The following is a 22,066-nucleotide window of genomic DNA, read 5'->3' on the forward strand; positions in this document are numbered from 1 at the left end:
GATCTCCACCGGGCCCAAAAGCCGTGAAGGCCTCCTTCCCGGCTCTAAGAGCCGGGAAGGAGGCCTTCACGGACAGACGTCAGCCCTGGGTCTTGTCGCGCCAGGCGAGCCACTTCTTCAGCGCGCCGAGGTCGTAGTCCGGGCCGCCCACGCCGACGGTGAACGTCGTGACGCCCAGGTCCAGGAGCTGCGGGCCCAGCTCGTCCGGCTCGCCCTGGACGCCGCACGAGCGCTCGATCTCGGCCGGGTCGCGGCCGACGTCCGCGCAGTGCTGGTCGAGGATCTTCACCTTGCGGCCGACGACCTCCGGGTCGCCGAAGCCGTGCCAGATGTCGCCGTGCTTCGCGACCAGCTTCAGCGTCTTCTTCTCGCCGCCGCCGCCGATGAGGACGGGGATCTTGCGGGTCGGGGCCGGGTTCAGCTTGCCCAGGCGCGACTCGATCCGGGGGAGGGACTCCGCCAGGTCGTCGAGGCGGCCGCCGGCGGTGCCGAACTCGTAGCCGTACTCCTCGTAGTCCTTCTCGAACCAGCCGGAGCCGATGCCGAGGATGAGCCGGCCGCCGGAGATGTGGTCGACCGTGCGGGCCATGTCGGCCAGCAGCTCGGGGTTGCGGTAGCTGTTGCACGTCACGAGCGCGCCGATCTCCACCCGGGACGTCGACTCCGCCCACGCGCCGAGCATCGTCCAGCACTCGAAGTGCTTGCCCTCGGGCTCGCCGTACAGCGGGTAGAAGTGGTCCCAGTTGAAGACGATGTCGGCGCCGAGGTCCTCGGCGGCCGACGCGGTGCGCCGGATGGTGTCGTAGTCGGCGTGCTGCGGCTGGAGCTGCAGGCCGATCCGGATGCGTCGTTGGGTCATGATCGCAGCCTACGACCGCCGCCGAACGTCTCGCTCGCCCACATCGCGGCCAAGGGTGGTAGCGCGACCACCAGCCTCCGCCCCTTCGGCACCACCGCGCGCCGCGTGAGGATGTCGTAGTCCAGCGCGACGATCTCGTCGAGGATTCCTTCGTACAGCGTCAACGCCGTCCGCACGCAGGGCCGCGATTCGGGACGCAGCAACGCCACCCCGGCCTCGGCCCGCCGGTACACCGCCCGCGTCCGCGCCACGAAGTACGCCAGCGCCGCCCGGATCCGCGGGTCGGGCCGCCTCGCCTCGAGCAGCTCCCGCGAGACGCCGAACGCGGCGAGTTCCGAAACCGGCAGGTAGAGGCGGCCGCGGTCGAGGTCCTCGCCGACGTCGCGCAGGAAGTTCGTCAGCTGGAACGCCTCGCCCAGCGCGATCGCGCCCGGCTCGGCGTCGGCGAGGGGGCCGACGGTGCCGAACACCGGCAGCATCTGCAGCCCGATCACCGCGGCCGAGCCGTACATGTACTCGCCCAGCTCGGCGAACGTCCGGTACTCGACCGGCGAAAGGTCCATCCGCATCGACTTCAGGAACGCGTCGAACAGCTCCCGCGAGAGGCCGTACCGGCGCACCGTGTCCGACAGCGCCACCAGCACCGGGTCCCCGGGGGTCCCGCCGTCGAAGACGACGTCGACCATGGCCGCGACGCGGTCCAGCTCGGCCGCCGGGTCGCTGCCCGGCGACGGGTTGTCGACCAGTTCGTCGGCCATCCGCGCGAACCCGTACAGCGTGTGCGCGGCCGGCCGGACCCGCGCCGGCAGCAGCCGCGTGGCCAGGAAGAACGTGCGCCCGTAGTGGGCGTTGATGCGGCGGCATTCGGTGTAGGCGGCGCGCAGGGCGGGTCCGGTGATGCCCGCGGCGTCGAGTTCGTTCACCGGCCGGTGATCCTTTCCGCTGCCAGTCGTCCGGAGATGAGCACCGGCGGAATGCCGACGCCCGGGGTCGTGCCGCAGCCGGCCAGCACCGCGTTGCCCGCCGCGCGCACCAGGTTCGCCGGCCGGAAGGGACCGGTCTGCGCGAACGTGTGCGCCAGCGAGAACGGCGTCCCGGCCGTGAGCCCGCGCGCCGCCCAGTCCGCCGGGGTGATCGTCTCGTCGACGGTGAACTCGTCGCCGAAGCCGGTCAGCCCGCGTGCCTCCAGCGTGCGAAGCAGCTCTTCGCGGTACGGCCCGCGCACGCGGGCCCAGTCGATCGGCCCGCGACGCAGGTTGGGGGCGGGCGCGAGCACCGAGACGATCTCGCCGCCGCGGCCGGCCAGCCCCGGGTCCGTCGCCGTCGGCCGCGTGACCAGCAGCGACGGGTCGCTCATGAGCTTCCCTTCGCGGATGATCTCCGCGAACGTCCGCTCCCAGGCGCCGCCGAAGAAGATCGTGTGGTGCCCGAGGTCCCACGCTTTCGTGGTGCGGCCGTGCAGGACCACGGCGGAGGGCGAGTAGCGCAGCGGCACCGGCCGCCGCGGCCGCGCCCCGAGGAGCCGGTACGCGGCACCCAGCTCGGTGGCCAGCACGACGGCGTCGCACGCGATCCGCTCGCCCGAGCGCGTGCGGACGGCGCGGACCCGCGAATTCACCCGCTCGAGCCACGCGGCTTCGGTGCCGAAGCGCACGTCCGCGCCCGCCCGTGCGGCGGCCCCGGCCATCGCCCGGCCGATCTCGCCCATCCCGCCTTCGGGGTAGTAGACGCCGCCGACGGTGTCCATGTAGGCGATGACGCCGTACGCGCCCATCGCGCGCGCCGGGTCGAGGCCCGCGTAGAGCGATTGGAAGGAGAAGAGCCGCCGGACGCGCTCGTCGAGCAGGTACCGGCCGACGCGCGGGCCGAGCCGGCCGAAGCCGCCCAGCGCGGCGAGCTTCGCCAGCTCGGGGCGGGCCAGGCCGAGCGGCGAGTCGAAGTTCGCCGCGAGGAAGTGGTCCTTCTGCACGGCGTACAGCTCGGTCAGCCAGCGCCGCAGCGCCCGGTAACCCGCCGCTTCGCGGGCGCCGGCGAAGGCGCGGATCTCGGCCTCCATCGCCTCGCCGTCGGTGTGCAGCGCCAGCGTCGAGCCGTCGGCGAACCGCGCCCGGTACGCCGGGTCGAGCCGGGTCAGGCGCAGGTTCTTCGCCAGGGGCTCGCCGACCGCGGCGAACGCCTCTTCCAGCAGTTCCGGCATGGTGAGCACGCTCGCGCCGGTGTCCACGGCGTTGCCGTCGAAGCTCTGCTGCCCGGCCCGCCCGCCCGGGGCGTCCGCCTGCTCCAGCAGCGTGACCCGCCGTCCCGCGCCGAGCAGGTGCAGGGTCGCCGAAAGGCCGGCCAGCCCGGCCCCGATCACGACGACGTGGTCGGCCGGCCCGTCGATCTTCCGCACGTCAGTACGTCCGCTGGGTGGCCTTGACGACGAGCCCGGTCAGCGCCTCGGGCGCCGGCTCGGCCAGGTGGGCGCGCTCGAGGGCGGCCATCGCCGCGGTGGTCAGCTCGTCGATCCGCCGCTCGACCGCGTCGACCGCGCCGACCTGCTGCAGGGCCATCCGGACGGTCTCGACGCCCTCGTCGGACAGGGCCGCGTCGCCGATCGCGTCCGCGATCACGGTGGCCGCGGCCCGCTCGCCCTTCTCCTCGGCGAGCTGCAGGCCGAGCGCGACCAGCAGGGTGCGCTTGCCTTCCCGCAGGTCGTCGCCGGCGGGCTTGCCGGTCACCGACGGGTCGCCGAACACGCCCAGCAGGTCGTCCCGCAGCTGGAACGCGACGCCGACCTCGCCGCCGAACTCCAGCAGGGTGGCGATCAGCTCGGGGGAGGCGCCGCCGAGCGCGGCGCCCAGGTGCAGCGGCCGCTGCACGGTGTAGGCGGCCGTCTTGAGCTTGTCGATCTTCAGTGCGGCCTCGACGGAGGCGTCGCCGGTCGCCTGCGTCCGGACGTCGAGGTACTGCCCGGCCAGGACCTCGGTGCGCATCGCGCGCCAGGCCGGGCGCGCGGCGGCGAGCGTTTCGGCCGGCAGCGGCGCGTCGGCGAACATGTCGTCCGCCCAGGCCAGCGCCAGGTCGCCGACGAGCACCGCGGTGGCCAGGCCGAACGTCGCCGGCGAACCGAGCCAGCCCCGGTCGGCGTGCAGCTTCGCGCCCGCGATGTGCACGGTCGGGAAGCCGCGGCGGGAGTCGGAGGAGTCGATCAGGTCGTCGTGGATCAGCGCGCACGCCTGGATCAGCTCCAGGCTGGACACCGCCTGCAGGACACCTTCGGCGTCCGGGCCCGCCGGGTCGCCGCCCGCGCCGCGCCAGCCCCACCAGGCGAACGTCGGCCGCAGCCGCTTGCCGCCGTTCAGCACGAACCCGCTCAGCGCGTCGATCCCGGCGGCCACGGTCGGCTCGGTTCCGAGGATTTCGGCGCTCGCCCGGCCGAGGAACCCGGCCAGCGCGCGCTCGACGTGGGCGGGCAGGTCGGTGTCGGCGTTCATGACGTCATCCTCGCCGAACCCGCGGGCGGCCGGGCCGCCGGGGCACCCGGATGTGGTGAATCAGACTCCCGGCGCAGCGGCCCAGAACGGCCCCGTCAGGCCCGCTTCGGCGAAGTAGGCGGCCGCGCTGCCCGGCTCGCGCCGCCGGTAGCCGCGTTCCAGCCTGCCTTCGTACCAGCCGCGCGCGAGCCGCCAGAGCGTGACGAGGTCCAGCACGGACCCCTTGTCCTGCCCGGTTTCCGCGAGCCAGGCGTCCACACAGGACTCGCAGCAGAAGAGCCGCTGGTTGCCGCAGGTGTGCAGCACGTCGTCCCACATCCGCGCGGCGGGCACGAGGAAGTGCGCCACCTGGATGCCCTCGGGCGGCGCGCTCCGGTTCACCACCAGCGCGTGCGGCTGCCCGCAGCCGGGACAGCGGGTCGCGACGAGCACCTCGGGCTCGGCCTCGACGAGGTGGGGGATGGCGAAGGAGTCCCACGCGCAGCCGCCCCACCACAGCGTGTGCGAGCCCATCACGGAGAAGCCGAGCGACTTCGCGGCGAACGGGTGCGCCAGCACGACGTGTTCGCACTCGTCGAGCACCAGGTGGTGGGCGTCGGCCAGGCGGTGCAGTGCCTGCTTGGCGACGGCCAGCGACCCGCCCGCCGCGTCGGCCAGCTCCGGGGCGCTCGGCGCGCGGCCGTGGGCGGCGAAGGCGCGGTAGACCGCGAGGCGCACGTCCTCGTCCCAGCTCGCGTCGTCTTCCCTCATGGCACGCTCCCGTATCCAGTTTAGTCCGCGCTGCCCTTAACATCGTGGGTATGACGTCGGTGATCGAGCGGTTGCGCGGAGACGGCCCGAAGTTCTCCATCGAGTTCTTCCCACCCCGGGACCCGGCGGACGAGGCCGTCCTGTGGAAGGCCATCCGGGAGCTCGAGTCGTACGACCCGGCCTACATGTCGATCACCTACGGCGCCGGCGGCTCCAGCCGCGACGGCACGATCCGCAGCATCGCCCGCGTCGCGACCGAGACGACGCTGGTGCCGATGGCGCACCTGACCGCGGTCAACCACTCCGTCGCCGAACTGCGCAACGTGATCGGCTGGTACGCCTCGGTCGGCGTCCGCAACATCCTCGCGCTGCGCGGCGACCCGCCGGGCGACGTCTACGGCGACTGGATCCCGCACCCGGAGGGCCTGACCTACGCCGAAGAGCTGGTCCAGCTGGTGCGCGAGCTGGGCGACTTCTGCGTCGGCGTGTCGGCGTACACCTACGGCCACCCGCGCTCGCCCGACCTGGACACCGACACGAAGTACCTGGTCCGCAAGCTGCGCGCGGGCGCCGACTTCGCGATCGCCCAGCTGTTCCACGACGCCGAGGACTTCCTGCGGCTGCGCGACCGGGTCGCCGCGACCGGCTGCGACGTCCCGGTGCTGCCCGGCGTCATGCCGCTGACGACGATGCGGACGCTGCAGACGACCATCAAGCTGTCCGGCGCCCCGGCCCCGCGGAAGCTGCTCGACCGGCTCGAGCCGCTGGCCGACGACCCCAAGGCGTTCCGCGCGGCGGGCATCGACGTCACCACGGAGCTGTGCGAGAAGCTGATCGCCGAGGGCGTGCCGAACCTGCACTTCTACACGTTCAACCGCTCGAAGGCGACGCGCGAGGTGATCGCGAGGCTGGGCCTCGTCCCAGCCCGTGCTTAAGTACGTACCACTGGCCACCTGCGGCCCGGTAGCGTGCGGCCCATGGCTTCTACTGCTTCTGAGGGCGTGCACGGCATCTGCGACCGCTATGTCGACGACTACGCGGCCGCGGACCCCGTCGCGGCCACCGCGCAGGGCATCACCGGGCACGACCACCGGCTGACCGACTACTCGGCGGACGGGTTCGCCGAGCGCGCCGGCCTGGCCGCGCGGGCGCACGCCGCCGTCACCGCCGCCGAACCCCGGGACGCCGCCGAACGCGCCGCCAAGGCCGTGTTCACCGAGCGTGTCGGCCTGGAGCTGGAGATCCACGAAGCCGGACTCGACGTCGCGAGCCTCAACGTCATCGCCAGCCCGGTGCAGGAGCTGCGGATGGTGTTCGACCTGATGCCGCTCGAAACGGAGCACGACTGGTCGGTCGTCGCGGCCCGGCTCGGCGAGGTCCCGAAGGCCCTGGCCGGCGTCCGCAGCGGCCTGCTCTCGGCGGCCGACGCGGGGCGCGTCGCGGCGCTGCGTCAGGTCGCGAAGGTGGCGGAGCAGTGCGAAACGTGGGCCGGCCTGAAGGAGGAGACGGGGTTCTTCACCGCACTCGTCGGCGGTGCGTCTTCGCAGGGTGAAGCGCTGAAGTCGGACCTCGCGCACGGCGCCCGCGCCGCCGACGAGGCGTACGCGGAGTTCGCCGGGTTCCTGCGGGCCGAGCTGGCGCCGAAGGCCCCGGTCAAGGACGCCGTCGGCGAGGACGTCTACCGCCTGTGGTCGCGGTACTTCGTCGGCGCCACGCTGGACCTGCGCGAGGCCTACGAGTGGGGCTGGGCGGAGTTCGCCCGGATCGAGGAGGAGATGCGCGCCGTCGCGAACCGCGTCAAGGCGGGCGCGACCGTCGCGGAGGCCGCCGCGGTGCTGGACGCCGACCCGCGCTACCGCGTCCGCGGCCGCGCCGAGTTCGAGGCGTGGATGCAACGCCTGTCCGACAAGGCACTGGAGTCGTTGCGCGGCAAGCACTTCGACATCTCCGACCGCGTGATGGCCCTGGAGTGCAAGATCGCCCCGCCGGGCGGCGGCGTCGGCGCGTACTACACGGGCCCGAGCGAGGACTTCGGCCGCCCGGGCCGGATGTGGTGGTCACTGCCGGCGGGCCGCGACGAGTTCGTCACCTGGCGCGAGACGAGCACGGTGTACCACGAAGGGGCCCCGGGCCACCACCTCCAGATCGCGACGGCGGTGGACCAGTCGGGAGCGCTGAACAAGTACCAGCGGATGATGGCGTTCACGTCGGGCCACGCCGAGGGCTGGGCCCTGTACGCCGAGCGCCTGATGCAGGAACTGGGCTACCTCGCGGACGACGGCGACCTGCTGGGCATGCTGTCGGAGCAGCTGTTCCGCGCGGCCCGGGTGATCGTCGACCTGGGCATGCACCTGGAGCTGGTGATCCCGTCCGGCACCGGCTTCCACGAAGGTGAGCGGTGGACGCCGGAGCTGGGCCTGGAGTTCATGCTGACCCGGACGATCACGGACCCGGCCCACCTCCGCGACGAGATCGACCGCTACCTGGGCTGGCCGGGCCAGGCCCCGGCGTACAAGATCGGCGAGCGCCTCTGGCTGGCGGCGCGTTCGGAGGCCCAGGCCCGGGCGGGCAAGTCGTTCGACATCAAGCACTTCCACACGGAGGCCCTGAAGCTGGGCGGCATGGGGCTGGACACGCTGCGGGAACAGCTTTCCCACTTGGCCTGAGGTGCGGGGCCGGGGGCCTGGCCCGCCCCGGGCCGGCCCCCACCCGCCCAGGGGGGCGTGCCCACGTCCAGTCTATCGGCCCCCACCGACGAAACCGGCCGGAAAGCCGTTCCGGAGCCCAGTTGTCCACAACTCGGCCGGCCTGGGGAAAACCTCGTCGCGTCCGCCCCACCGCACCGCTAGGTTCCTTCTCGTGCGCCGAATTCTGTTCGTCACCCCACCGCCTCGCGCCTGAGCGGGGTGGTCCTCGCCGCGTGGCCGGAAAGGCCCGCGGCTGATTCGTCTTGCGCACCGCCCCGCGTCGTCGAACTCCCTTTTCCTTCGACGCAGGAGCGTTCTCCCGATGTCCATCGCCACACCCACGCGCGCCCGTTCGTCGGCCGCGCTCGTTCTCGCCGGTGTCCTCTGGGGCACCGGCGGCCTCGCCGGCTCGCTGCTCGGCGACCTCGCCGGCCTCCACCCGCTCGCCGTCGCCGCCTACCGGCTGCTCGTCGGCGGCGGCGCCGCGACCCTGTTCGTCCTCCTGACCGGCGGCACCTTTCCGCGCACGGCCCGAGCGGCCAAGCGCATCGCCGCGGTCGGCGGCCTGTTCGCCCTGTTCCAGACGAGCTACTTCGCCGCCGTCGCGCTCAGTTCGGTGAGTGTCGCGACCATGACCACCATCGGTGCCGCACCCGTCGTGGTCACCCTCGCCGGGCGCCGGAAGCCGCACCGCTGGACGCTGGTCTCGCTGGCCGGCACCGTCGCCGGCCTGGCGCTGCTCCGCTGGTCACCGGGCGAAGCGACCTCCCTCGCCGGGCTCGGCTTCGCGCTCCTCGCGGCGGCCGGCTTCGCCACCCTCACCCTGCTCACCGCCCAGCCGGTCGAGGGGCTGGAGCCGCTGCCCACGACGGCGTTCGGCTGCCTGGCCGGCGGCCTGCTGCTCACGCCCGTGGCGAGCTGGTCCGGCATGGCGCTGCCGCTGCACGCGGACGTCCTGCTCGTGGCGTGCTACCTCGGCGCGGTGCCGACCGCGCTCGCCTACGCCCTGTACCTGCGCGGCCTCGCCGACGCGCACCCGCTCCTAGGGGCGCTGGCAGCGGTGCTCGAGCCGCTCACGGCGGCGGTGCTGTCCGCGGTCCTGTTCGGCGAGCGGCTGAGCGTCACGGCGTGGTGCGGCGCCGCCGTGCTGGTCGCGGCGCTCACGGTCGGCTACTGGCGCCCGGAACCGCGCTGACGGCGGCGTTGCCCCTCGGCTCAGCGCGGGTCGAGGGGCAGCGCCCGCCCGAGGATCGCGAACGGCCGCGGGTCGCCGGCGAAGTGGTAGTCGCGCAGGACGTCGACGAACCCCGTCCGGCGGTAGAGCTTCCACGCCCGGCTGGTGCCCTCGGGGGTCGAGAGCAGCACGTTCGCGCTCGGCACGCCGTCGAGCAGCCCGCGCAGCAGGTCCTCGCCGATCTGGTGGCCCTGGTTTTCCGGCCGGACGTGGATCTCGGTCAGCTCGAAGTAGTCCGACAGCCAGCGGTCGGCCTCGGCGGGCCCGGACCGGCGGCTCAGGCCGTGCCGCACCTGCTCGTGCCACCACTGCCCGGCCCGCCCGCGGTAGCCGTAGGCGACCCCGAGCAGGACGTCGTCGGCGTCGAGGGCGGCCATGCAGCGCCAGCCCTCACGGAGCGCGTGGGTGAGCCACATCGGCGCGCGCTGCTCGGCGGTGCCCGCCGGGTACCGCATCGCCCGGACGTAGATGTCGAGCGCTTCGGGCAGGCGTGCGCGGAACTCGTCCGACGAGAGCTGGACGTACCGGGAGCAGCCGGCGGGCATCGCGGTCACGGCTGTCCATTCTCCTCCGCGCCGCCGAGCGCGCCGGGGGTGCCCCCGGTCAAGGCCACCAGCCCGGCGAAGGTGGTGGGGTAGACGGCCTTCGGATGCCCGGCGGCGGCCCAGACGACGTCGTGGTCCCGCAGCGCGGTGTCGACGAGCGTCGGCAGCGGCCGCGGGTGCCCGGTGGGGGCGACCCCGCCGATCGGCTGCCCGGTGTGCGTCCGGACGAAGTCGGCGTCGGCCTTCCCGATTTCGGCGCCGGCCAGCCGGGCGAGGGTAGCCGGATCGGCGCGGTGGGCGCCGGAGGTCAGCGCGAGGAGCGCGTTTTTGTCGGACCCCAGGCGGAAGATGAGGCTGTTGGCGATGGCGCCGGTGGGCACGCCGAGTGCTTCGGCCGCCTGGGCGGCGGTCCGGACCTCGGCGGGCAGCACGCGGATGCCTTCGGCGGCGGCGTGCTGCCCGGCCTCGGCCAGCGCGGCCGCCACCTTGGCGACGGCGGGGTGGTCCAGCGAACTCATGAACCTATGAGATCACGCCACCGACCTGGTGTCCCGCACCACGCCCGGTGGGGTTGAGCGGACGCCCGGTCCGGGGTTACTCTGGAAATTGTTCGAACAGGCGTTCGACATCGGTGAGCGCGCACCGGTCAGGTGCCCGGTACCGGGACGGGGGAAGCGTCTCGGCACCGGGCCCCCGATCGGAGCTCACCCCGCGCGGGAGGAGGGTCGCCATGTCCGTCAAGGCCGTGTCCCCCACGGATCCGGGGCAGCCACAGCTGCCCATGTCGCTGCGCCCACCGGTAACCCCGGCGGCGGCCGGAACCCACCACGTCCGCCCCCGGCGGCCCTCGACAGCCTCGGCGGCCTCGGCCCCGGTGGTGGATTCCCGGCAGCCCGAGCTGCCGATGCCGCTGTGCCGTTCCGCTGCCGAGCTGGAGTCTGGGCAGCCGATGCCACAGCGCCGTTCCGCCGCCGAGTCCCACCAGCCTCAGCTGCCGTTGTCGTCACGTCCGGCCGCCGCCGAGCCGGGATCCGGGCAGGTCCTGCCCGAGTCGCGGCGCTCGCCCGCCGCCGCGCCGGAGGCCGACCGGCCTCGGGCGCCGATGGCGGTGCGCCCGCCAGCCGGTGAGTTGGAGTCCGAGCAGGCCCTGCTGCCCATGGCGGTGCGCCCGTCCGCCGCTGAGCCGGGGGGCGAGGCGGAATCCGGGCAGGTCCTGCCCGAGTCGCGGCGCTCGCCCGCCGCCGCGCCGGAGACCGACCAGCCTCAGCTGCCGATGCCGCCGCGTCCGCCGGCCACCACCGGCACTGAGGCCGACCAGTCCCTGTTCCCCATGGCCGTGCGCCCGCCCGCCCCGCCTGTCGCCGCCGGCTTGCTCGCGCAGGCTCGGCGCGGGCTCGCCGAGGCCGAGCGGGAGACCGATCCGGCCGAGCGGTTCATCGGCGCCTACCTCGCGGCGCTGCGCGGTGCCGCCGCCGTGCTCGCCGCCCGGGGGCGTCCGCACCGGGGCCGTGCTCGGCCGGCCTCCACCTGGGTCCTGCTCGACTCCGTCGCGCCCGAGCTGCGGGAGTGGTCCGCCTTCTTCGACGGCAACTCGGCGGCGCGCGCCGCCGCGCAGGCCGGGATCACCGGCAAGGTCACCGCCGAGTCCGCCGCCGGCCTGGTGCGGGCCGCCGCTCCCTTCCTCGAACTCGTCCGCCGCCTCGTGCACGGCCTGCCGATCACCGGGGAAGCCCATGTCGCGTGAGCACGGCCTGGTCGACTCCGGGCGGCTGCTCACGGCGTTGGGGATCGAAGGCCGGGTGCTGGCCGAGGCCGTGCACGCGGCGCCGGTCGAGGCTCCGGTGCCGGCCTGCCCCGGCTGGTCGCTCGGCGAGGTCGCCCGGCACGTCGGAAGCCTCTACCGGATGATCCGGCGCCGCCTGGCAGACGGCCGGAGCCCCGAAGACTGGCAGCGCGACCCCGAACCGGGCCAGAGCCTGCGGGAGTTCCTGGAGACCGGCCTGGCCGAGCTGCTCGACGAACTGGCCGCGCACGACCCCGAGGACCGCGCCGACACCTGGTGGCCCGCGGACCCGACGTACGGGTTCTGGCGGCGGCGCATGCTGCACGAGACGCTCGTCCACCGCGTCGACGTCGAGCAGGCCGCGGGCACGGAGTCGCGCGGGGTCCCCGAAGACCTCGCGCTCGACGGCATCGACGAAGCGCTGACCCTGTGGTTCGGCCAGAAGCTGCCGATGCTCGGGCTGACCGGCACGAAAGCGGGCTCGGTCGGCGTGCGGGCCGGCGCGCACAGCTGGATCGCGCGGGCCGGCCCGGAGACCACCGAAGCCTGGCGCTGCTCGGCCGAGGAGGCCGAGAACGCCGACGACGTCGTCACGGCGAAACCCGCGCAGATCTACCTGTGGCTCTGGGGCCGCGCGTCCCTGACCTCGGTGACCGTGCGGGGAGTGCACGACCAGGCGGCCCAGCTCTGGGCGCTGCTGCGGCTCGCGACCCGATGACCCGGCCGGTGGGGAAGCCGAACCGGAACTGTCGGACGTGACTGCCGCGAATGACCGCTAGCCTGCGGCGCATGAGCACGCGCCTGGTGAACGTGGTGATCGACGCGGCGCGGCCGGGAGTCCTGGCGGACTTCTGGGCCGCGCTGCTCGGCTGGCGGGTCGCCGTCGAGGAGCCCGGCGAGGTCGACGTCCGCGCCCCGGAGACCGACGGCTGGGACCTCGACCTCGTCTGCGTGCCCGTTCCGGAACCCAAGGAGGTCAAGAACCGGATCCACCTCGACCTGGCGAGCACGACTCCGGCGCACCAGGCCGAGCTGGTGGCGCGTGCCCTGGAACTCGGCGGCCGCCGGGTCGACCTCGGGCAGGGCGCGGTGCCGTGGGTGGTGCTCGCGGACCCGGAAGGGAACGAGTTCTGCGTGCTCGAGCCCCGCGACCGGTACGCGGACACCGGCTCGGTGGCGTCGATCGTGGTCGACGCCCACGACCCCGCGCTCCTGGCGGGCTTCTGGGCGGGCGTCACGGGACGGCCGGTCCAGGTCCGGGAGGGCGACGTCCTGGTGGGCTTGCGCGCGCCCTCGGGCCGCGGGCCGTGGCTGGAATTCCTCCGCAACGACGACGTCAAGCGGGTCAAGAACCGCGTGCACCTGGACGTCGCGCCGCCGGCGGGCGCCGACCACGCCGCCGCCGTGACCGACGTCATCGCGGCCGGTGCGGCGCCCGCGGACCTGGGCGGTCCCGCGCTTCCGTGGCGCGTCCTGACGGACCCGGAGGGCAACGAGTTCTGCGTGCTCACCCCGCGCTGACCTAGCTTGGGAAGCATGGAGATCTTCGACTGGCAAGGACGCCGGATCGCCTGGGAGCGCGCCGGATCGGGGCCGTCGGTGGTGTTCTGCCACGGGACGCCCTGGTCGTCGTGGCTGTGGCGGCCGTTCGCCGAGGCGCTGAGCAGCGACTTCACCGTCTACCTGTGGGACATGCCCGGCTACGGCCGGTCTTCGAAGAACCCGGAGCACCCGGTGGACTTCGGGGTCCAGGCCGACGCCTTCCAGGCCCTCCTCGCGCACTGGGACCTCGACCGGCCGCACGTCGTCGCCCACGACTACGGCGGCATCGTGTCGCTGCGCGCGCACCTCGTCCACGGCGTGCCGTACGCGTCGCTGCTGCTGGCCGACGCCGTGGCCATCCCGCCGTCGGGCTCGCCGTTCTTCCGGCTCGTCAAAGAACATCCGGACGTGCTGGCCCAGGTGCCGCCCTACATCCACGAGGCGCTGGTCCGGGCGTACGTCGGCAACGCGAGTTTCCGGCAGCTCCGGGACGCCGACGTGGACGCGCTGGTCGCGCCGTGGCTCGGCGAAGAGGGCCAGCCGGCGTTCTACCGCCAGATCGCCGCCTACGACGAGCAGTACCTGGTCGAAAACGAGAAACGGCTGGGCGAAATCGACCTGCCGGTGCGTGTCCTGTGGGGTGCCGAAGACACGTGGATCCCGCCGTCCATCGGCGAGCGGCTGGCCGCGGGCATCCGGGGCGCGACGTTCACCCCGGTCGCCGGGGCGGGGCACCTCGTCCAGCTGGACGCCCCGGTCGCGCTGGCGACCGAGCTGCGGTCGTGGCTGAGTGTTTCGCCGGGGTTGCGGGACCGCGTCGAACGCTGACCTGCGCGAAACACCGGCGCCCTGGAGCGGCAACAACCGCGGGGCACCGTGGAGGCATGGAGACCTCCAGAGCGTTGCCCCAGCCCGGCCGGACGGCCGCCGTCGAGGAGCCCGCCACCCCGTCGGCGTGGCGGGTGCGGATCCGGATGCACGACCACCCCGGCACGCTGGCCCGCATCGCCATCCGGCTCGCCGACCTCGAGTGCAACATCCTCGGCCTGAGCGTGCTGCCGGTGCCCGGCGGGGTGCTCGACGAGATCGTGCTGCGCCCCGCGACCGGCCTGCCCCGGCGGCACCTGGCCGAAGCCATCCGCGCCGAGGGCTGCGAATGCACCGCGATCATCGACGCGGACGTCCACGAGCTGGTCGACCCGTCGTCGTCGACGCTGCTGGCGGCCCGCCGGGCGATCGACGACCCGGCCCGCCTCGCCGACGTGCTGAAGGACGTCCTCGGCGCGGACGTCGTCACGCTCGTCCCGGCCGCCGAAGCGAACCCGGCCCGCACCGAGAGCGGGCACCGGGCGGTGTTCGAGCTGGGCGCCGACAGCGCACTGGTGGCGCGCCGCCAGTGGGCACCGTTCGTGCAGCTCGAGCTGACCCGCGCCGAAGCGCTGGTGACGCTGCTCACCGCGGCGGCCCGGAACGTCGCCGGCCCGGTGGTCCTCGACCGTCCGGACGGCGCGGCGATCGTCCTGCGCAAGGGCTTGCCCGGCGACGCCGACGCGGTGTCCGAGCTGCACCGCCGCTGTTCGATGGCGACGCTCTTCCGGCGCTACCACACGGGCGTGCGGGCAATGCCGCGCCGCCGGCTGCACCGGCTGCTGGTGCCGCCGCGCGGCACGAGCGTCCTCGCCGTGTTCGGCCGCGAGGTGATCGGCCTGGGCCAGCTGATCCCGCTGATGTCGGGCGGCGCCGAAATCTCGCTCCTGGTGGAGGACGAGTGGCAGCGGCAGGGGATCGGCACGGCGTTGCTGGCGCGGCTCGCGGTGCTCGCGGAGGCGCAGGGCATCACTGAGCTGTCGGCGGACTCCCTCGCGGGCGACGACGTGCTGCCCCGGACCGCGGCCCGCGCCGGCCTGCGCACGGAACGCACCGTCGAGGACGGCGCCAAGCTGCGGTTGTTCCTGCCCGCGTGAGCGGGGCTCAGCGCTTCCAGAACCAGTCTTTGTCCCGTGCTTCGCGCAGGGCGGACTTCTTGCGCTCGGCGGTGAGCCGGTCGAGGTAGAGGATGCCGTCGAGGTGGTCGGTTTCGTGCTGCAGGCACTGCGCCAGCACGTCTTCGCCTTCGACCTCGATCGGCTCGTTGTGGACGTCGACGCCCCGGACCCTCGCGTGCTTCGCCCGCTTCGTGGGGAACCACAGCTCCGGCACCGACAAGCAGCCCTCGTTGATCTCGTGGGTCTCTTCGGACAGCTCGACGATCTCGGGGTTGATGACGTACCCGGTGAGCCCGGCGACGTCGTAGCTGAAAATGCGAAGCCCCACCCCGATCTGCGGCGCGGCCAGCCCGGCGCGCCCGGCCGGTTTCACCGAGTCGAGCAGGTCCCGCACCAGCGCCTCGAGCTTCTCGTCGAACACGGTGACCGGGTCGCAGACGGACTTGAGGATCGGGTCCCCGAAATAGCGCAGTTCGCGCATCGCCATGAGCAGAACATCCTTCGTGCGGTGTCGGACTGGCAGCTTAGGCCAGTCCGGAAGGCCGTCGTCGGGGAATCGGCAACCCGCTCAGGCACGCAGGCGCAACCCGGACGGCGTCGCCCGGAACCCCGCCTCCCGCAACACCTCCGCCAGCTCCGAGGTCAGGGCTTGCTCGCCGTCCGCGCGCTGGACGGCCAGCTGACCCAGCCAGCCCTCTCGCACGGCCGCCGACAACGCCTGGGCCGCCTCCGACAGAGGTTGCCGTTCGTCGGTGAAACTCAGCAGCGATCGGCCTCCTCGCTCGACGTAGAGTGCCGGCACGCCGTCGACCAGCACCGCCAGGGCGCCGGCCTTGCGAGCGGGGCGGTGCTTCGTGTCCCCGGTCGCCGCCGGCCAGGGCAGGGCCGCGCCGTAAGGCTGGGCCGGGTCCGCCGCGGCCAGCACCACCGCGCGGCCGGGCGCCGGACGGCCCGGACCGGACAGCGCCCGCAACCGGTCCACGGCGCCCTTCGCCGCGAACTGCGCCGCGCCGAGCCCCTCGACGACGTACCCGCGGATCACCTGGCCGGTGTCCTCCATGCCGCGGAGCACCTTGTAGATCCCGGAGAACCCGCCGGTGACGCGTTCGGTGTCGAGCGCGCCGCGGGTCAGGACGCCGTGGCGCTCCAGGAACGCCTCCGTCCGCGCGTGGGCCCGCCGGGTCGCGTCGGTCTCGCGGGCCGGTGTCAGCGCCCACCGCCCGGCGACGGTCGGCGGCCCGGACCGCGACGGCATCTGCGGCCGCCCCGCCCGCAGCCGCGCGTACCGGCCGCGAGGCGCCTGCCGCCGCGGCTTGTGTGCGCCGTGGCCGGCGACCTGGGCCCGCAACGGCCCGAGCGTGTCGCCCGTGACCAGCCCGGCCCACACCAGGTCCCACAGCGCGGCCACGACTTCGGCGTCGTTCGGCGCCTTGTCCACCAGCACCGTCGCGCGGTCCACCAGCTGGCGGAAGAACAGCGCGCCACCCTCCAAAGTGGACACGATCGCGTCGTGCAGCGGACCGGTCGGGATGTCCTCGACGACTTCGGGCAGCAGCAGGTCGGCGACATCGGTGGGGGCCAGGGCGATCCAGCCGTCGCCGCCGGACAGCGCGCCGCAGCCCGCCCACGTGACCTCGCCCGCGGTCGTCAGCTCGTCCAGCAGCGCGGGGGAGTAGCCCGGCAGCCGCCCGGGCAGGATCAGCGACTCCACCGCGCTCGCCGGCAGCGGTGCCCCGGCCAGCTGTTCGACGACCGACAGCACGTCGTCCGCCGTCGGTGCCGCCCGGACGCGTCCGCCGAACCCGTGCCACGCCGGCAAGAACCGGCCCAGCGCCGCGGGTTCGACCGGCTCGACTTCGGCGCGCAGCTTCGCCAGCGACGCCCGCCGCAGCCTTCGCAACACCGCCGAGTCGCAGTACTCGACACCCACGCCGTGGGTGTCCGGGTGCCCGACCGGGCTCAGCTCGCCCCGGACCAGGCGGCCTTCCCCGGTCATCCGGTCGAGGACGCCGGTGACGACCGCCGTGCCCAGCCCGAACCGGGTGGCCGCGTCCGCCGCCGCGAACGGCCCCCGGCTCCGGGCGTACCGCGACAGCAGGTCCCCGAGCGGGTCCGCGACCGGTTCGGTGAACGCCTCGGGCACGCCCACCGGCAGCGCGGTGCCCAGCGCGTCTCGCACCCGCCCCGCGTCCTCGACGGCCAGGAACCGTTCCGTGCCGCCGATCCGCACGCGGATCGCCCGCCGCGCCGCTTCCAGCTCGGCCAGCCATTCCGGCCGGATTCCGCGTGCTCCGGCTTCCTCGACGGTCAGGTCCCCGAGGAACCGCAGCAGGTCGGCGGCGTCCTCGGCGGACCGCGCGTGCCGGTCGGGCTCGAGCCGCTGCAGCGACCGCTCCACCTCCCGGACGGCTTCCGGGTCGAGCAGTTCGCGGATCGCCTCGGTGCCGAGCAGTTCGGCCAGCAGCGCCGAGTCCAGCGACAATGCCGCCGCCCGCCGCTCGGCCAGCGGCGCGTCGGTCTCGTACAGGAACATGCCGACGTACCCGAAGAGCAGGCTGCGCGCGAACGGCGACGCGGCCGGCGTCTCGACCTCCACGAGCCGGACCTTGCGGGCCCGGACGTCGGCCATCAGCTCGCGCAGGCCGCCCACGTCGTAGACGTCCTGCAGGACCTCCCGCATCGCCTCCAGCACGACCGGGAACCGTTCGTACTTCGCCGCGACCGACAGCAGCTGCGACGCGCGTTGCCGTTGCTGCCACAGCGGGGTGCGGCGCCGGGGGTCCCGCCGCGGAAGCAGCAGCGACCGCGCCGCGCACTCCCGGAACCGCGCCGCGAACACGGCCGAGCCGCCGACCTCGGCGACGATGAGCTGTTCGACCTCTTCGGGATCGAGTAGCACGTCGTCCGCGCCGATGGTGACGTCGGCGCCTTCGGCGTCCAGCGCGTCCGGCAGCCGGAGGACGATGCCGTCGTCGGAGTGGGCCACCTGCGCGTCGACCCCGCGGTTTTCCCGCAGCCGCGCGGCGATGGCCAGCGCCCACGGCGCGTTCACCTGCGCGCCGAACGGCGAGTGCACGACGATCCGCCAGTCGCCGAGCTCGTCGCGGTAGCGCTCCAGCAGGATCGTCCGGTCGTTCGGGACGTGCCGGGTGGCGGCCTTCTGCTCGGCCAGGTAGGTGAGGAGGTTGTCGCACGCCCGCTCGTCCAGCCCCGCCGCCTCGGCCCGCTCACGCGCCTTCACTTCGTCCGATGTGGACAGTTCGCGGACGAACTTGCCGAGCGCCCGGCCGAGTTCCAGCGGACGGCCCGGCGCGTCGCCCTTCCAGAACGGCATCCGCGCGGGCTCGCCCGGCGCGGGCACCACGATGACGCGGTCGTGCGTGATGTCGGTGATCCGCCACGACGACGTGCCCAGCAGGATGGTGTCGCCGACGCGCGATTCGTACACCATCTCTTCGTCGAACTCGCCGACGCGCGAACCTGGTTTGTCGTCCGCGCCCGGGGTCATGACGGTGAACAGGCCGCGGTCCGGGATCGTGCCGCCCGAGGTCACCGCCAGCCGTTGCGCGCCCGGTCGTCCGCGCAGCTCGCCGCCGATGCGGTCCCAGGTGATCCGCGCCCGCAGCTCGCCGAACTCCTCGCTCGGGTACCGGCCCGCGAGCATGTCGAGCACCGCGTGCAGTGCGTCGTCCGGCAGGGCGGCGAACGGCGCCGCGCGCCGCACCAGTGACGCCAGGTCCGGCACCGTCCACGGTTCCAGCGCGACCATGGCCACGACGTGCTGCGCCAGGACGTCCAGGGGGTTGCGCGGGTAGCGGACCGCCTCGATCGCGCCGGTCGCCATCCGCTCCGCGACCACCGCGCACGAGACGAGGTCACCGCGGAACTTGGGGAACATCACGCCGGAGGAGACCGCGCCGACCTGGTGCCCGGCCCGGCCGACCCGCTGCAGCCCGGACGCGACCGTCGGCGGTGCCTCGATCTGCACCACCAGTTCGACCGCGCCCATGTCGATGCCCAGTTCCAGCGACGACGTCGCCACCACGCACGGCAGCCGCCCGGACTTGAGCTCCTCCTCGACGTGCGTGCGCTGCTCGCGGGACATCGACCCGTGGTGCGCCCGGGCGATCACCGGCGCCGCGCCGGTGCTGACCCCGGACTGCCCGACGGCTTCCGCGGGGAACGCGTCGGCGGCGGTGAGCTCCGTCTGCTCGGTGGCCAGCTCGTTGAGCCGGGCGGTGAGCCGCTCGGTCAGCCGGCGCGAGTTGGCGAAGACGATCGTCGAGCGGTGGTCGCGGATCAGGCTCAGCACCCGCTCCTCGACCGCCGGCCAGATCGACGGCCGCTGCACCGGGTTGCCCGCCATCTCCTCGAGCGTGCCGAGGCCGCCCGGCGCGATGTCACCGGGCGGGAACGCCTCGGTCAGCGACTCCAGCGACTCCAGTGCGTCGAGCGGGCTCGGAGCCGGGCCGCCGCGCGGCGCGTCGAGGTTGCTCATGTCTTCGACCGGGACCTCGACGCGGACTTCGATGGTCTTCGCCAGCTTGGGCTGGACCACGCGCACGGGACGTCCGCCGGCCAGGAACGCGCTCACCTCGTCGATCGGGCGGACCGTCGCCGACAGGCCGATCCGCTGCGCCGGCTTCGGGAGCAGCGCGTCCAGCCGCTCCAGCGAGAGCGCGAGGTGCGCGCCGCGCTTGCCGCCGGCGACCGCGTGCACCTCGTCGACGATCACGGTCTCCACGCCGCGCAGCGACTCCCGCGCCGACGAGGTGAGGATGAGGAACAGCGACTCCGGCGTGGTCACCAGCACGTCCGGCGGGGTCTTGCCGAACGTGCGCCGCTCGGCCGCGGTGGTGTCACCGGTGCGCATGCCGACCTCGATCTGCGGCACCGGCAGCCCGAGCCGCCGGGTGGCCTGCGAGATCCCGGCGAGCGGGGCACGCAGGTTCCGCTGGACGTCGACCGCGAGGGCTTTCAGCGGCGAGACGTAGAGGACGCGGCAGCGTTTCGTCGCTTCCGCCGGCGGCGGTTCCACCGAGAGCCGGTCCAGCGCCCAGAGGAACGCGGACAGCGTCTTGCCGGACCCGGTCGGCGCGACGACGAGGGCGTGCTCACCCGCGTGCGCGGCCCGCCAGGCCCCTTCCTGCGCCGCGGTGGGCGCGGCGAAGGCTCCCGCGAACCAGTCCCGGGTCGCGGGGGAGAAGAGGTCGAGAACGTCAGCTGCCACGTCACCCATCATGCGCGGCACCACCGACAATTTCGGAACGCGAGGACCTCTGACCACGGAACTCGCGTGATCCGGCCCGCGAGTCACGGGCTCCGGTGGGTTCGGGTTCGCCGGCCAGCAGGACGCCTCCGCTCTCGGCGAACGGCGCGAACTGGATGTCGAGCGCGGCGTGGTCGGTGATCAGGCGGAACTCGCGGTCCAGCGGGGTCCAGTAGGGGAACGGGGCCTGGCCCAGCCGGGAATGGTCGGCCAGCACGTACGCCTCGCCGCCCGCGTGGAGCATCGCGTGCTTGACCACCGACTGCTCCAGGGACGGGCAGCACAGCCCACGTCCGGCGACCAGGCCGTCCGCGCCCAGGAACACCCGATCGGGTGAGATGTGCCGCAGCTGCGCCGGCACGCTCTCGCCGAGGATCGCTTCGCCGGGGTGCCGCAGCCGGCCGCCGAGCACGATCAGGTCGATCCCGGGGAAGCCGGCGAGCTCGCGGATGGCGGTGACGCCGTTGGTGACCACGGTCAGCCCCTCGCGGTGGGCGAGGTGGCGGGCGAGCCTGCCGGTGGTCGGGCCGGCGTCGAGCAGCACGACCTCGCCCTCCTGGACCAGCGCGGCGGCTTCGCGGGCGATGGCGTCCTTCGCCGCTCGCTGCGGGTCCTGCTCGCGGTTGCCGTGTTCCGGGCCGGTGTCGAGCGCGCCGCCGTAGGTGCGGACGACGTGCCCGGCGCCCGCGAGCGAGGCGAGGTCGCGGCGGATCGTCGATTCCGAGACGCCGAACTCTTCGGCCAGCTCCGCGATGCCGCCCGAGCCGTGACGCACGGCTTCGAGCAGCATCGCGCGCCGGTCACGGGTGCCCGGTCGCGGCCGGATCATCGGACACCCGGCGGGTAGATCACGGGCAGTTTCCGCGCGTACGGCGCCAGGGTCGCCGCGGCCTTGAACGCCGCCCGCATGGTGCCGTGCGACGCCCGGCCGGTGCCCGCGATGTCGAACGCCGTGCCGTGGTCGACCGACGTGCGCAGGATCGGCAGGCCGACCGTCACCGCCACCGTGCCCTCGAAGTCGTACGTCTTCGACGCGATGTGCCCCTGGTCGTGGTAGAGCGAGAGCACGCCGTCGAACCGGCCCTGGATCCCTTGGTGGAACACGGAATCGGCGGGGATCGGGCCGACCACGTCCAGCCCGGCGGCGCGCGCGGCGGCCACCGCGGGGGCGATCGCGACGATCTCCTCCTCGCCGAACTTGCCGTTCTCCCCGCCGTGCGGGTTCAGCGCCGCCACCGCCAGCTTCGGTTTCTCCGTGCCGAACACCTCCAGCGCGGTGTAGGCCTCGCGGATCGCGTGCTCGATGTTCTCCCGCGTGATCCGGTCGAGTGCCTCACGCAGCGAAAGGTGCCGGGTGGCGAAGAAGATCTTCAGCCCCGACACCCAGAACATCGTGGTGAACCGGGTCGACCCGGTCAGCTCGCCGAGCATCTCGGTGTGCCCGAGGTGCTGCGAGCCCGCCGCCCAGATGGCCTCCTTGTTGATCGGCGCGGTCACGATCGCGTCGACCTCGCCGGCCAGCGCGAGCCGGGTGGCGACCTCGATCGCTCCGAGCGCCGCGGCGCCCGCGGTCGCGTTCACCTCGCCCCATGGCAGGTCGTCGGTGACCACGCCGAGGTTGAGCACGTCGATCACGCCGGTGGTGAAGCGCGCGTCGGCGACCGTCGCGATCGGGTTGACCTCCAGGTGCAGGCCCAGGTGCCGGACCAGGCGTTCCAGCACGACCGCGTCGCCCACCGCGACGCCGCGCGCCAGCTGGAGCGACTCGGGCTCGGCGAGGGTCTTCAGGGTGATCTCCGGGCCGATGCCCGCGGGGTCGCCCAGGGTGACGGCGAGGAGGGGGAGGTCGCTCAAGGTTTCTTCCTTCCGGTGGCCGGACGTGGTTCGCCGTCGGCTCGGGCGGGCGGCCTCCGGCATGTGCCGGGGTACCCAGATC

General features: G+C 73.8%; 19 protein-coding genes. 8 read left to right on the forward strand and 11 right to left on the reverse strand.

What is annotated here, in order from left to right:
• Positions 1-79 precede the first annotated feature (79 nt).
• The 5 genes from AB0G28_RS34685 to merB are packed head-to-tail and all read right to left on the reverse strand — an operon-like array spanning position 80 to position 5,085.
• On the reverse strand, positions 80-859 hold the full coding sequence (locus AB0G28_RS34685; protein WP_361099065.1) for an LLM class F420-dependent oxidoreductase: 780 nt from the start codon (positions 857-859) through the stop codon (positions 80-82).
• Positions 856-1,782, reverse strand: a complete 927-nt coding sequence (locus tag AB0G28_RS34690; RefSeq protein WP_361099068.1) for a phytoene/squalene synthase family protein — start codon at positions 1,780-1,782, stop codon at positions 856-858. The genes AB0G28_RS34685 and AB0G28_RS34690 overlap by 4 nt, the downstream gene beginning before the upstream one ends.
• A complete protein-coding gene (gene crtI / locus AB0G28_RS34695) occupies positions 1,779-3,251 on the reverse strand; it encodes a phytoene desaturase family protein (protein WP_361099071.1) in 1,473 nt (490 codons plus the stop codon). Before crtI ends, AB0G28_RS34690 begins: the two co-directional genes overlap by 4 nt.
• 1 nt (position 3,252) lies before the next feature.
• A complete protein-coding gene (locus AB0G28_RS34700; RefSeq protein ID WP_361099074.1) occupies positions 3,253-4,335 on the reverse strand; it encodes a polyprenyl synthetase family protein in 1,083 nt (360 codons plus the stop codon).
• Positions 4,336-4,395: 60 nt separating this feature from the next.
• A complete protein-coding gene (gene merB, locus AB0G28_RS34705; protein WP_361099077.1) occupies positions 4,396-5,085 on the reverse strand; it encodes an organomercurial lyase in 690 nt (229 codons plus the stop codon).
• A gap of 50 nt (positions 5,086-5,135) precedes the next feature.
• Between merB and metF the strand changes: the two genes are divergently transcribed.
• From metF to AB0G28_RS34720, 3 genes are all read left to right on the forward strand, one after another.
• Positions 5,136-6,020: a methylenetetrahydrofolate reductase [NAD(P)H] gene (gene metF, locus AB0G28_RS34710; protein WP_361099080.1), complete on the forward strand. Its 885-nt coding sequence runs from the start codon at positions 5,136-5,138 to the stop codon at positions 6,018-6,020.
• Positions 6,021-6,062: 42 nt separating this feature from the next.
• Complete coding sequence (locus tag AB0G28_RS34715) at positions 6,063-7,751, forward strand: DUF885 domain-containing protein (RefSeq protein WP_361099084.1); 1,689 nt, start codon at positions 6,063-6,065, stop codon at positions 7,749-7,751.
• Positions 7,752-8,094: 343 nt separating this feature from the next.
• Positions 8,095-8,967 (forward strand): EamA family transporter, encoded by an 873-nt coding sequence (locus AB0G28_RS34720; RefSeq protein WP_361099087.1) that lies wholly within the window; start codon positions 8,095-8,097, stop codon positions 8,965-8,967.
• A gap of 20 nt (positions 8,968-8,987) precedes the next feature.
• Here AB0G28_RS34720 and AB0G28_RS34725 read toward each other — a convergent pair whose 3' ends face one another.
• A complete protein-coding gene (locus tag AB0G28_RS34725; protein WP_361099090.1) occupies positions 8,988-9,560 on the reverse strand; it encodes a GNAT family N-acetyltransferase in 573 nt (190 codons plus the stop codon).
• Positions 9,557-10,069 (reverse strand): YbaK/EbsC family protein, encoded by a 513-nt coding sequence (locus AB0G28_RS34730; protein ID WP_361099093.1) that lies wholly within the window; start codon positions 10,067-10,069, stop codon positions 9,557-9,559. The genes AB0G28_RS34725 and AB0G28_RS34730 overlap by 4 nt, the downstream gene beginning before the upstream one ends.
• A gap of 755 nt (positions 10,070-10,824) precedes the next feature.
• On the opposite strand from AB0G28_RS34730, the gene AB0G28_RS34735 reads away from it, so the two are divergent.
• The 5 genes from AB0G28_RS34735 to AB0G28_RS34755 all read left to right on the forward strand — a co-directional run bounded on the left by AB0G28_RS34735 (position 10,825) and on the right by AB0G28_RS34755 (position 14,840).
• Positions 10,825-11,295, forward strand: coding sequence for an SAV_6107 family HEPN domain-containing protein (locus AB0G28_RS34735; RefSeq protein WP_361099234.1), 471 nt, complete (start codon positions 10,825-10,827; stop codon positions 11,293-11,295).
• Positions 11,285-12,052, forward strand: a complete 768-nt coding sequence (locus AB0G28_RS34740; protein ID WP_361099096.1) for a maleylpyruvate isomerase family mycothiol-dependent enzyme — start codon at positions 11,285-11,287, stop codon at positions 12,050-12,052. Before AB0G28_RS34735 ends, AB0G28_RS34740 begins: the two co-directional genes overlap by 11 nt.
• 71 nt (positions 12,053-12,123) lie before the next feature.
• On the forward strand, positions 12,124-12,855 hold the full coding sequence (locus AB0G28_RS34745; RefSeq protein ID WP_361099099.1) for a VOC family protein: 732 nt from the start codon (positions 12,124-12,126) through the stop codon (positions 12,853-12,855).
• Positions 12,856-12,870: 15 nt separating this feature from the next.
• Positions 12,871-13,704, forward strand: a complete 834-nt coding sequence (locus AB0G28_RS34750; RefSeq protein WP_361099102.1) for an alpha/beta hydrolase — start codon at positions 12,871-12,873, stop codon at positions 13,702-13,704.
• A 74-nt stretch (positions 13,705-13,778) separates the two neighbouring features.
• Positions 13,779-14,840 (forward strand): GNAT family N-acetyltransferase, encoded by a 1,062-nt coding sequence (locus AB0G28_RS34755; protein ID WP_361099237.1) that lies wholly within the window; start codon positions 13,779-13,781, stop codon positions 14,838-14,840.
• A 7-nt stretch (positions 14,841-14,847) separates the two neighbouring features.
• On the opposite strand, the gene def is transcribed toward AB0G28_RS34755, so the two are convergent.
• The 4 genes from def to pdxA all read right to left on the reverse strand — a co-directional run bounded on the left by def (position 14,848) and on the right by pdxA (position 21,984).
• Positions 14,848-15,348: a peptide deformylase gene (gene def / locus AB0G28_RS34760; RefSeq protein ID WP_361099105.1), complete on the reverse strand. Its 501-nt coding sequence runs from the start codon at positions 15,346-15,348 to the stop codon at positions 14,848-14,850.
• Positions 15,349-15,429: 81 nt separating this feature from the next.
• The gene (locus AB0G28_RS34765; protein WP_361099108.1) at positions 15,430-20,103 is read right to left on the reverse strand and encodes a DEAD/DEAH box helicase; all 4,674 of its coding nucleotides are present in this window, start codon (positions 20,101-20,103) and stop codon (positions 15,430-15,432) included.
• Complete coding sequence (locus tag AB0G28_RS34770; protein WP_361099111.1) at positions 20,093-20,959, reverse strand: DeoR/GlpR family DNA-binding transcription regulator; 867 nt, start codon at positions 20,957-20,959, stop codon at positions 20,093-20,095. Before AB0G28_RS34770 ends, AB0G28_RS34765 begins: the two co-directional genes overlap by 11 nt.
• Complete coding sequence (gene pdxA, locus AB0G28_RS34775; protein ID WP_361099114.1) at positions 20,956-21,984, reverse strand: 4-hydroxythreonine-4-phosphate dehydrogenase PdxA; 1,029 nt, start codon at positions 21,982-21,984, stop codon at positions 20,956-20,958. Before pdxA ends, AB0G28_RS34770 begins: the two co-directional genes overlap by 4 nt.
• Positions 21,985-22,066 lie beyond the last annotated feature (82 nt).

It is taken from the genome of Amycolatopsis sp. NPDC021455, assembly GCF_040640995.1.
Taxonomy (GTDB): Bacteria; Actinomycetota; Actinomycetes; order Mycobacteriales; family Pseudonocardiaceae; genus Amycolatopsis.

What these genes read in the sequence shown, in the direction of transcription:
- metF (WP_361099080.1), top strand. Translation starts at nt 5,136, where the DNA reads ATGACGTCGGTGATCGAGCGGTTGCGCGGAGACGGCCCGAAGTTCTCC.
- AB0G28_RS34700 (WP_361099074.1), bottom strand. Translation starts at nt 4,335, where the DNA reads ATGAACGCCGACACCGACCTGCCCGCCCACGTCGAGCGCGCGCTGGCC.
- merB (WP_361099077.1), bottom strand. Translation starts at nt 5,085, where the DNA reads ATGAGGGAAGACGACGCGAGCTGGGACGAGGACGTGCGCCTCGCGGTC.
- AB0G28_RS34745 (WP_361099099.1), top strand. Translation starts at nt 12,124, where the DNA reads ATGAGCACGCGCCTGGTGAACGTGGTGATCGACGCGGCGCGGCCGGGA.
- AB0G28_RS34730 (WP_361099093.1), bottom strand. Translation starts at nt 10,069, where the DNA reads ATGAGTTCGCTGGACCACCCCGCCGTCGCCAAGGTGGCGGCCGCGCTG.
- AB0G28_RS34750 (WP_361099102.1), top strand. Translation starts at nt 12,871, where the DNA reads ATGGAGATCTTCGACTGGCAAGGACGCCGGATCGCCTGGGAGCGCGCC.
- AB0G28_RS34685 (WP_361099065.1), bottom strand. Translation starts at nt 859, where the DNA reads ATGACCCAACGACGCATCCGGATCGGCCTGCAGCTCCAGCCGCAGCAC.
- AB0G28_RS34735 (WP_361099234.1), top strand. Translation starts at nt 10,825, where the DNA reads ATGCCGCCGCGTCCGCCGGCCACCACCGGCACTGAGGCCGACCAGTCC.
- AB0G28_RS34720 (WP_361099087.1), top strand. Translation starts at nt 8,095, where the DNA reads ATGTCCATCGCCACACCCACGCGCGCCCGTTCGTCGGCCGCGCTCGTT.
- AB0G28_RS34715 (WP_361099084.1), top strand. Translation starts at nt 6,063, where the DNA reads ATGGCTTCTACTGCTTCTGAGGGCGTGCACGGCATCTGCGACCGCTAT.
- AB0G28_RS34740 (WP_361099096.1), top strand. Translation starts at nt 11,285, where the DNA reads ATGTCGCGTGAGCACGGCCTGGTCGACTCCGGGCGGCTGCTCACGGCG.
- AB0G28_RS34770 (WP_361099111.1), bottom strand. Translation starts at nt 20,959, where the DNA reads ATGATCCGGCCGCGACCGGGCACCCGTGACCGGCGCGCGATGCTGCTC.
- def (WP_361099105.1), bottom strand. Translation starts at nt 15,348, where the DNA reads ATGGCGATGCGCGAACTGCGCTATTTCGGGGACCCGATCCTCAAGTCC.
- AB0G28_RS34765 (WP_361099108.1), bottom strand. Translation starts at nt 20,103, where the DNA reads ATGATGGGTGACGTGGCAGCTGACGTTCTCGACCTCTTCTCCCCCGCG.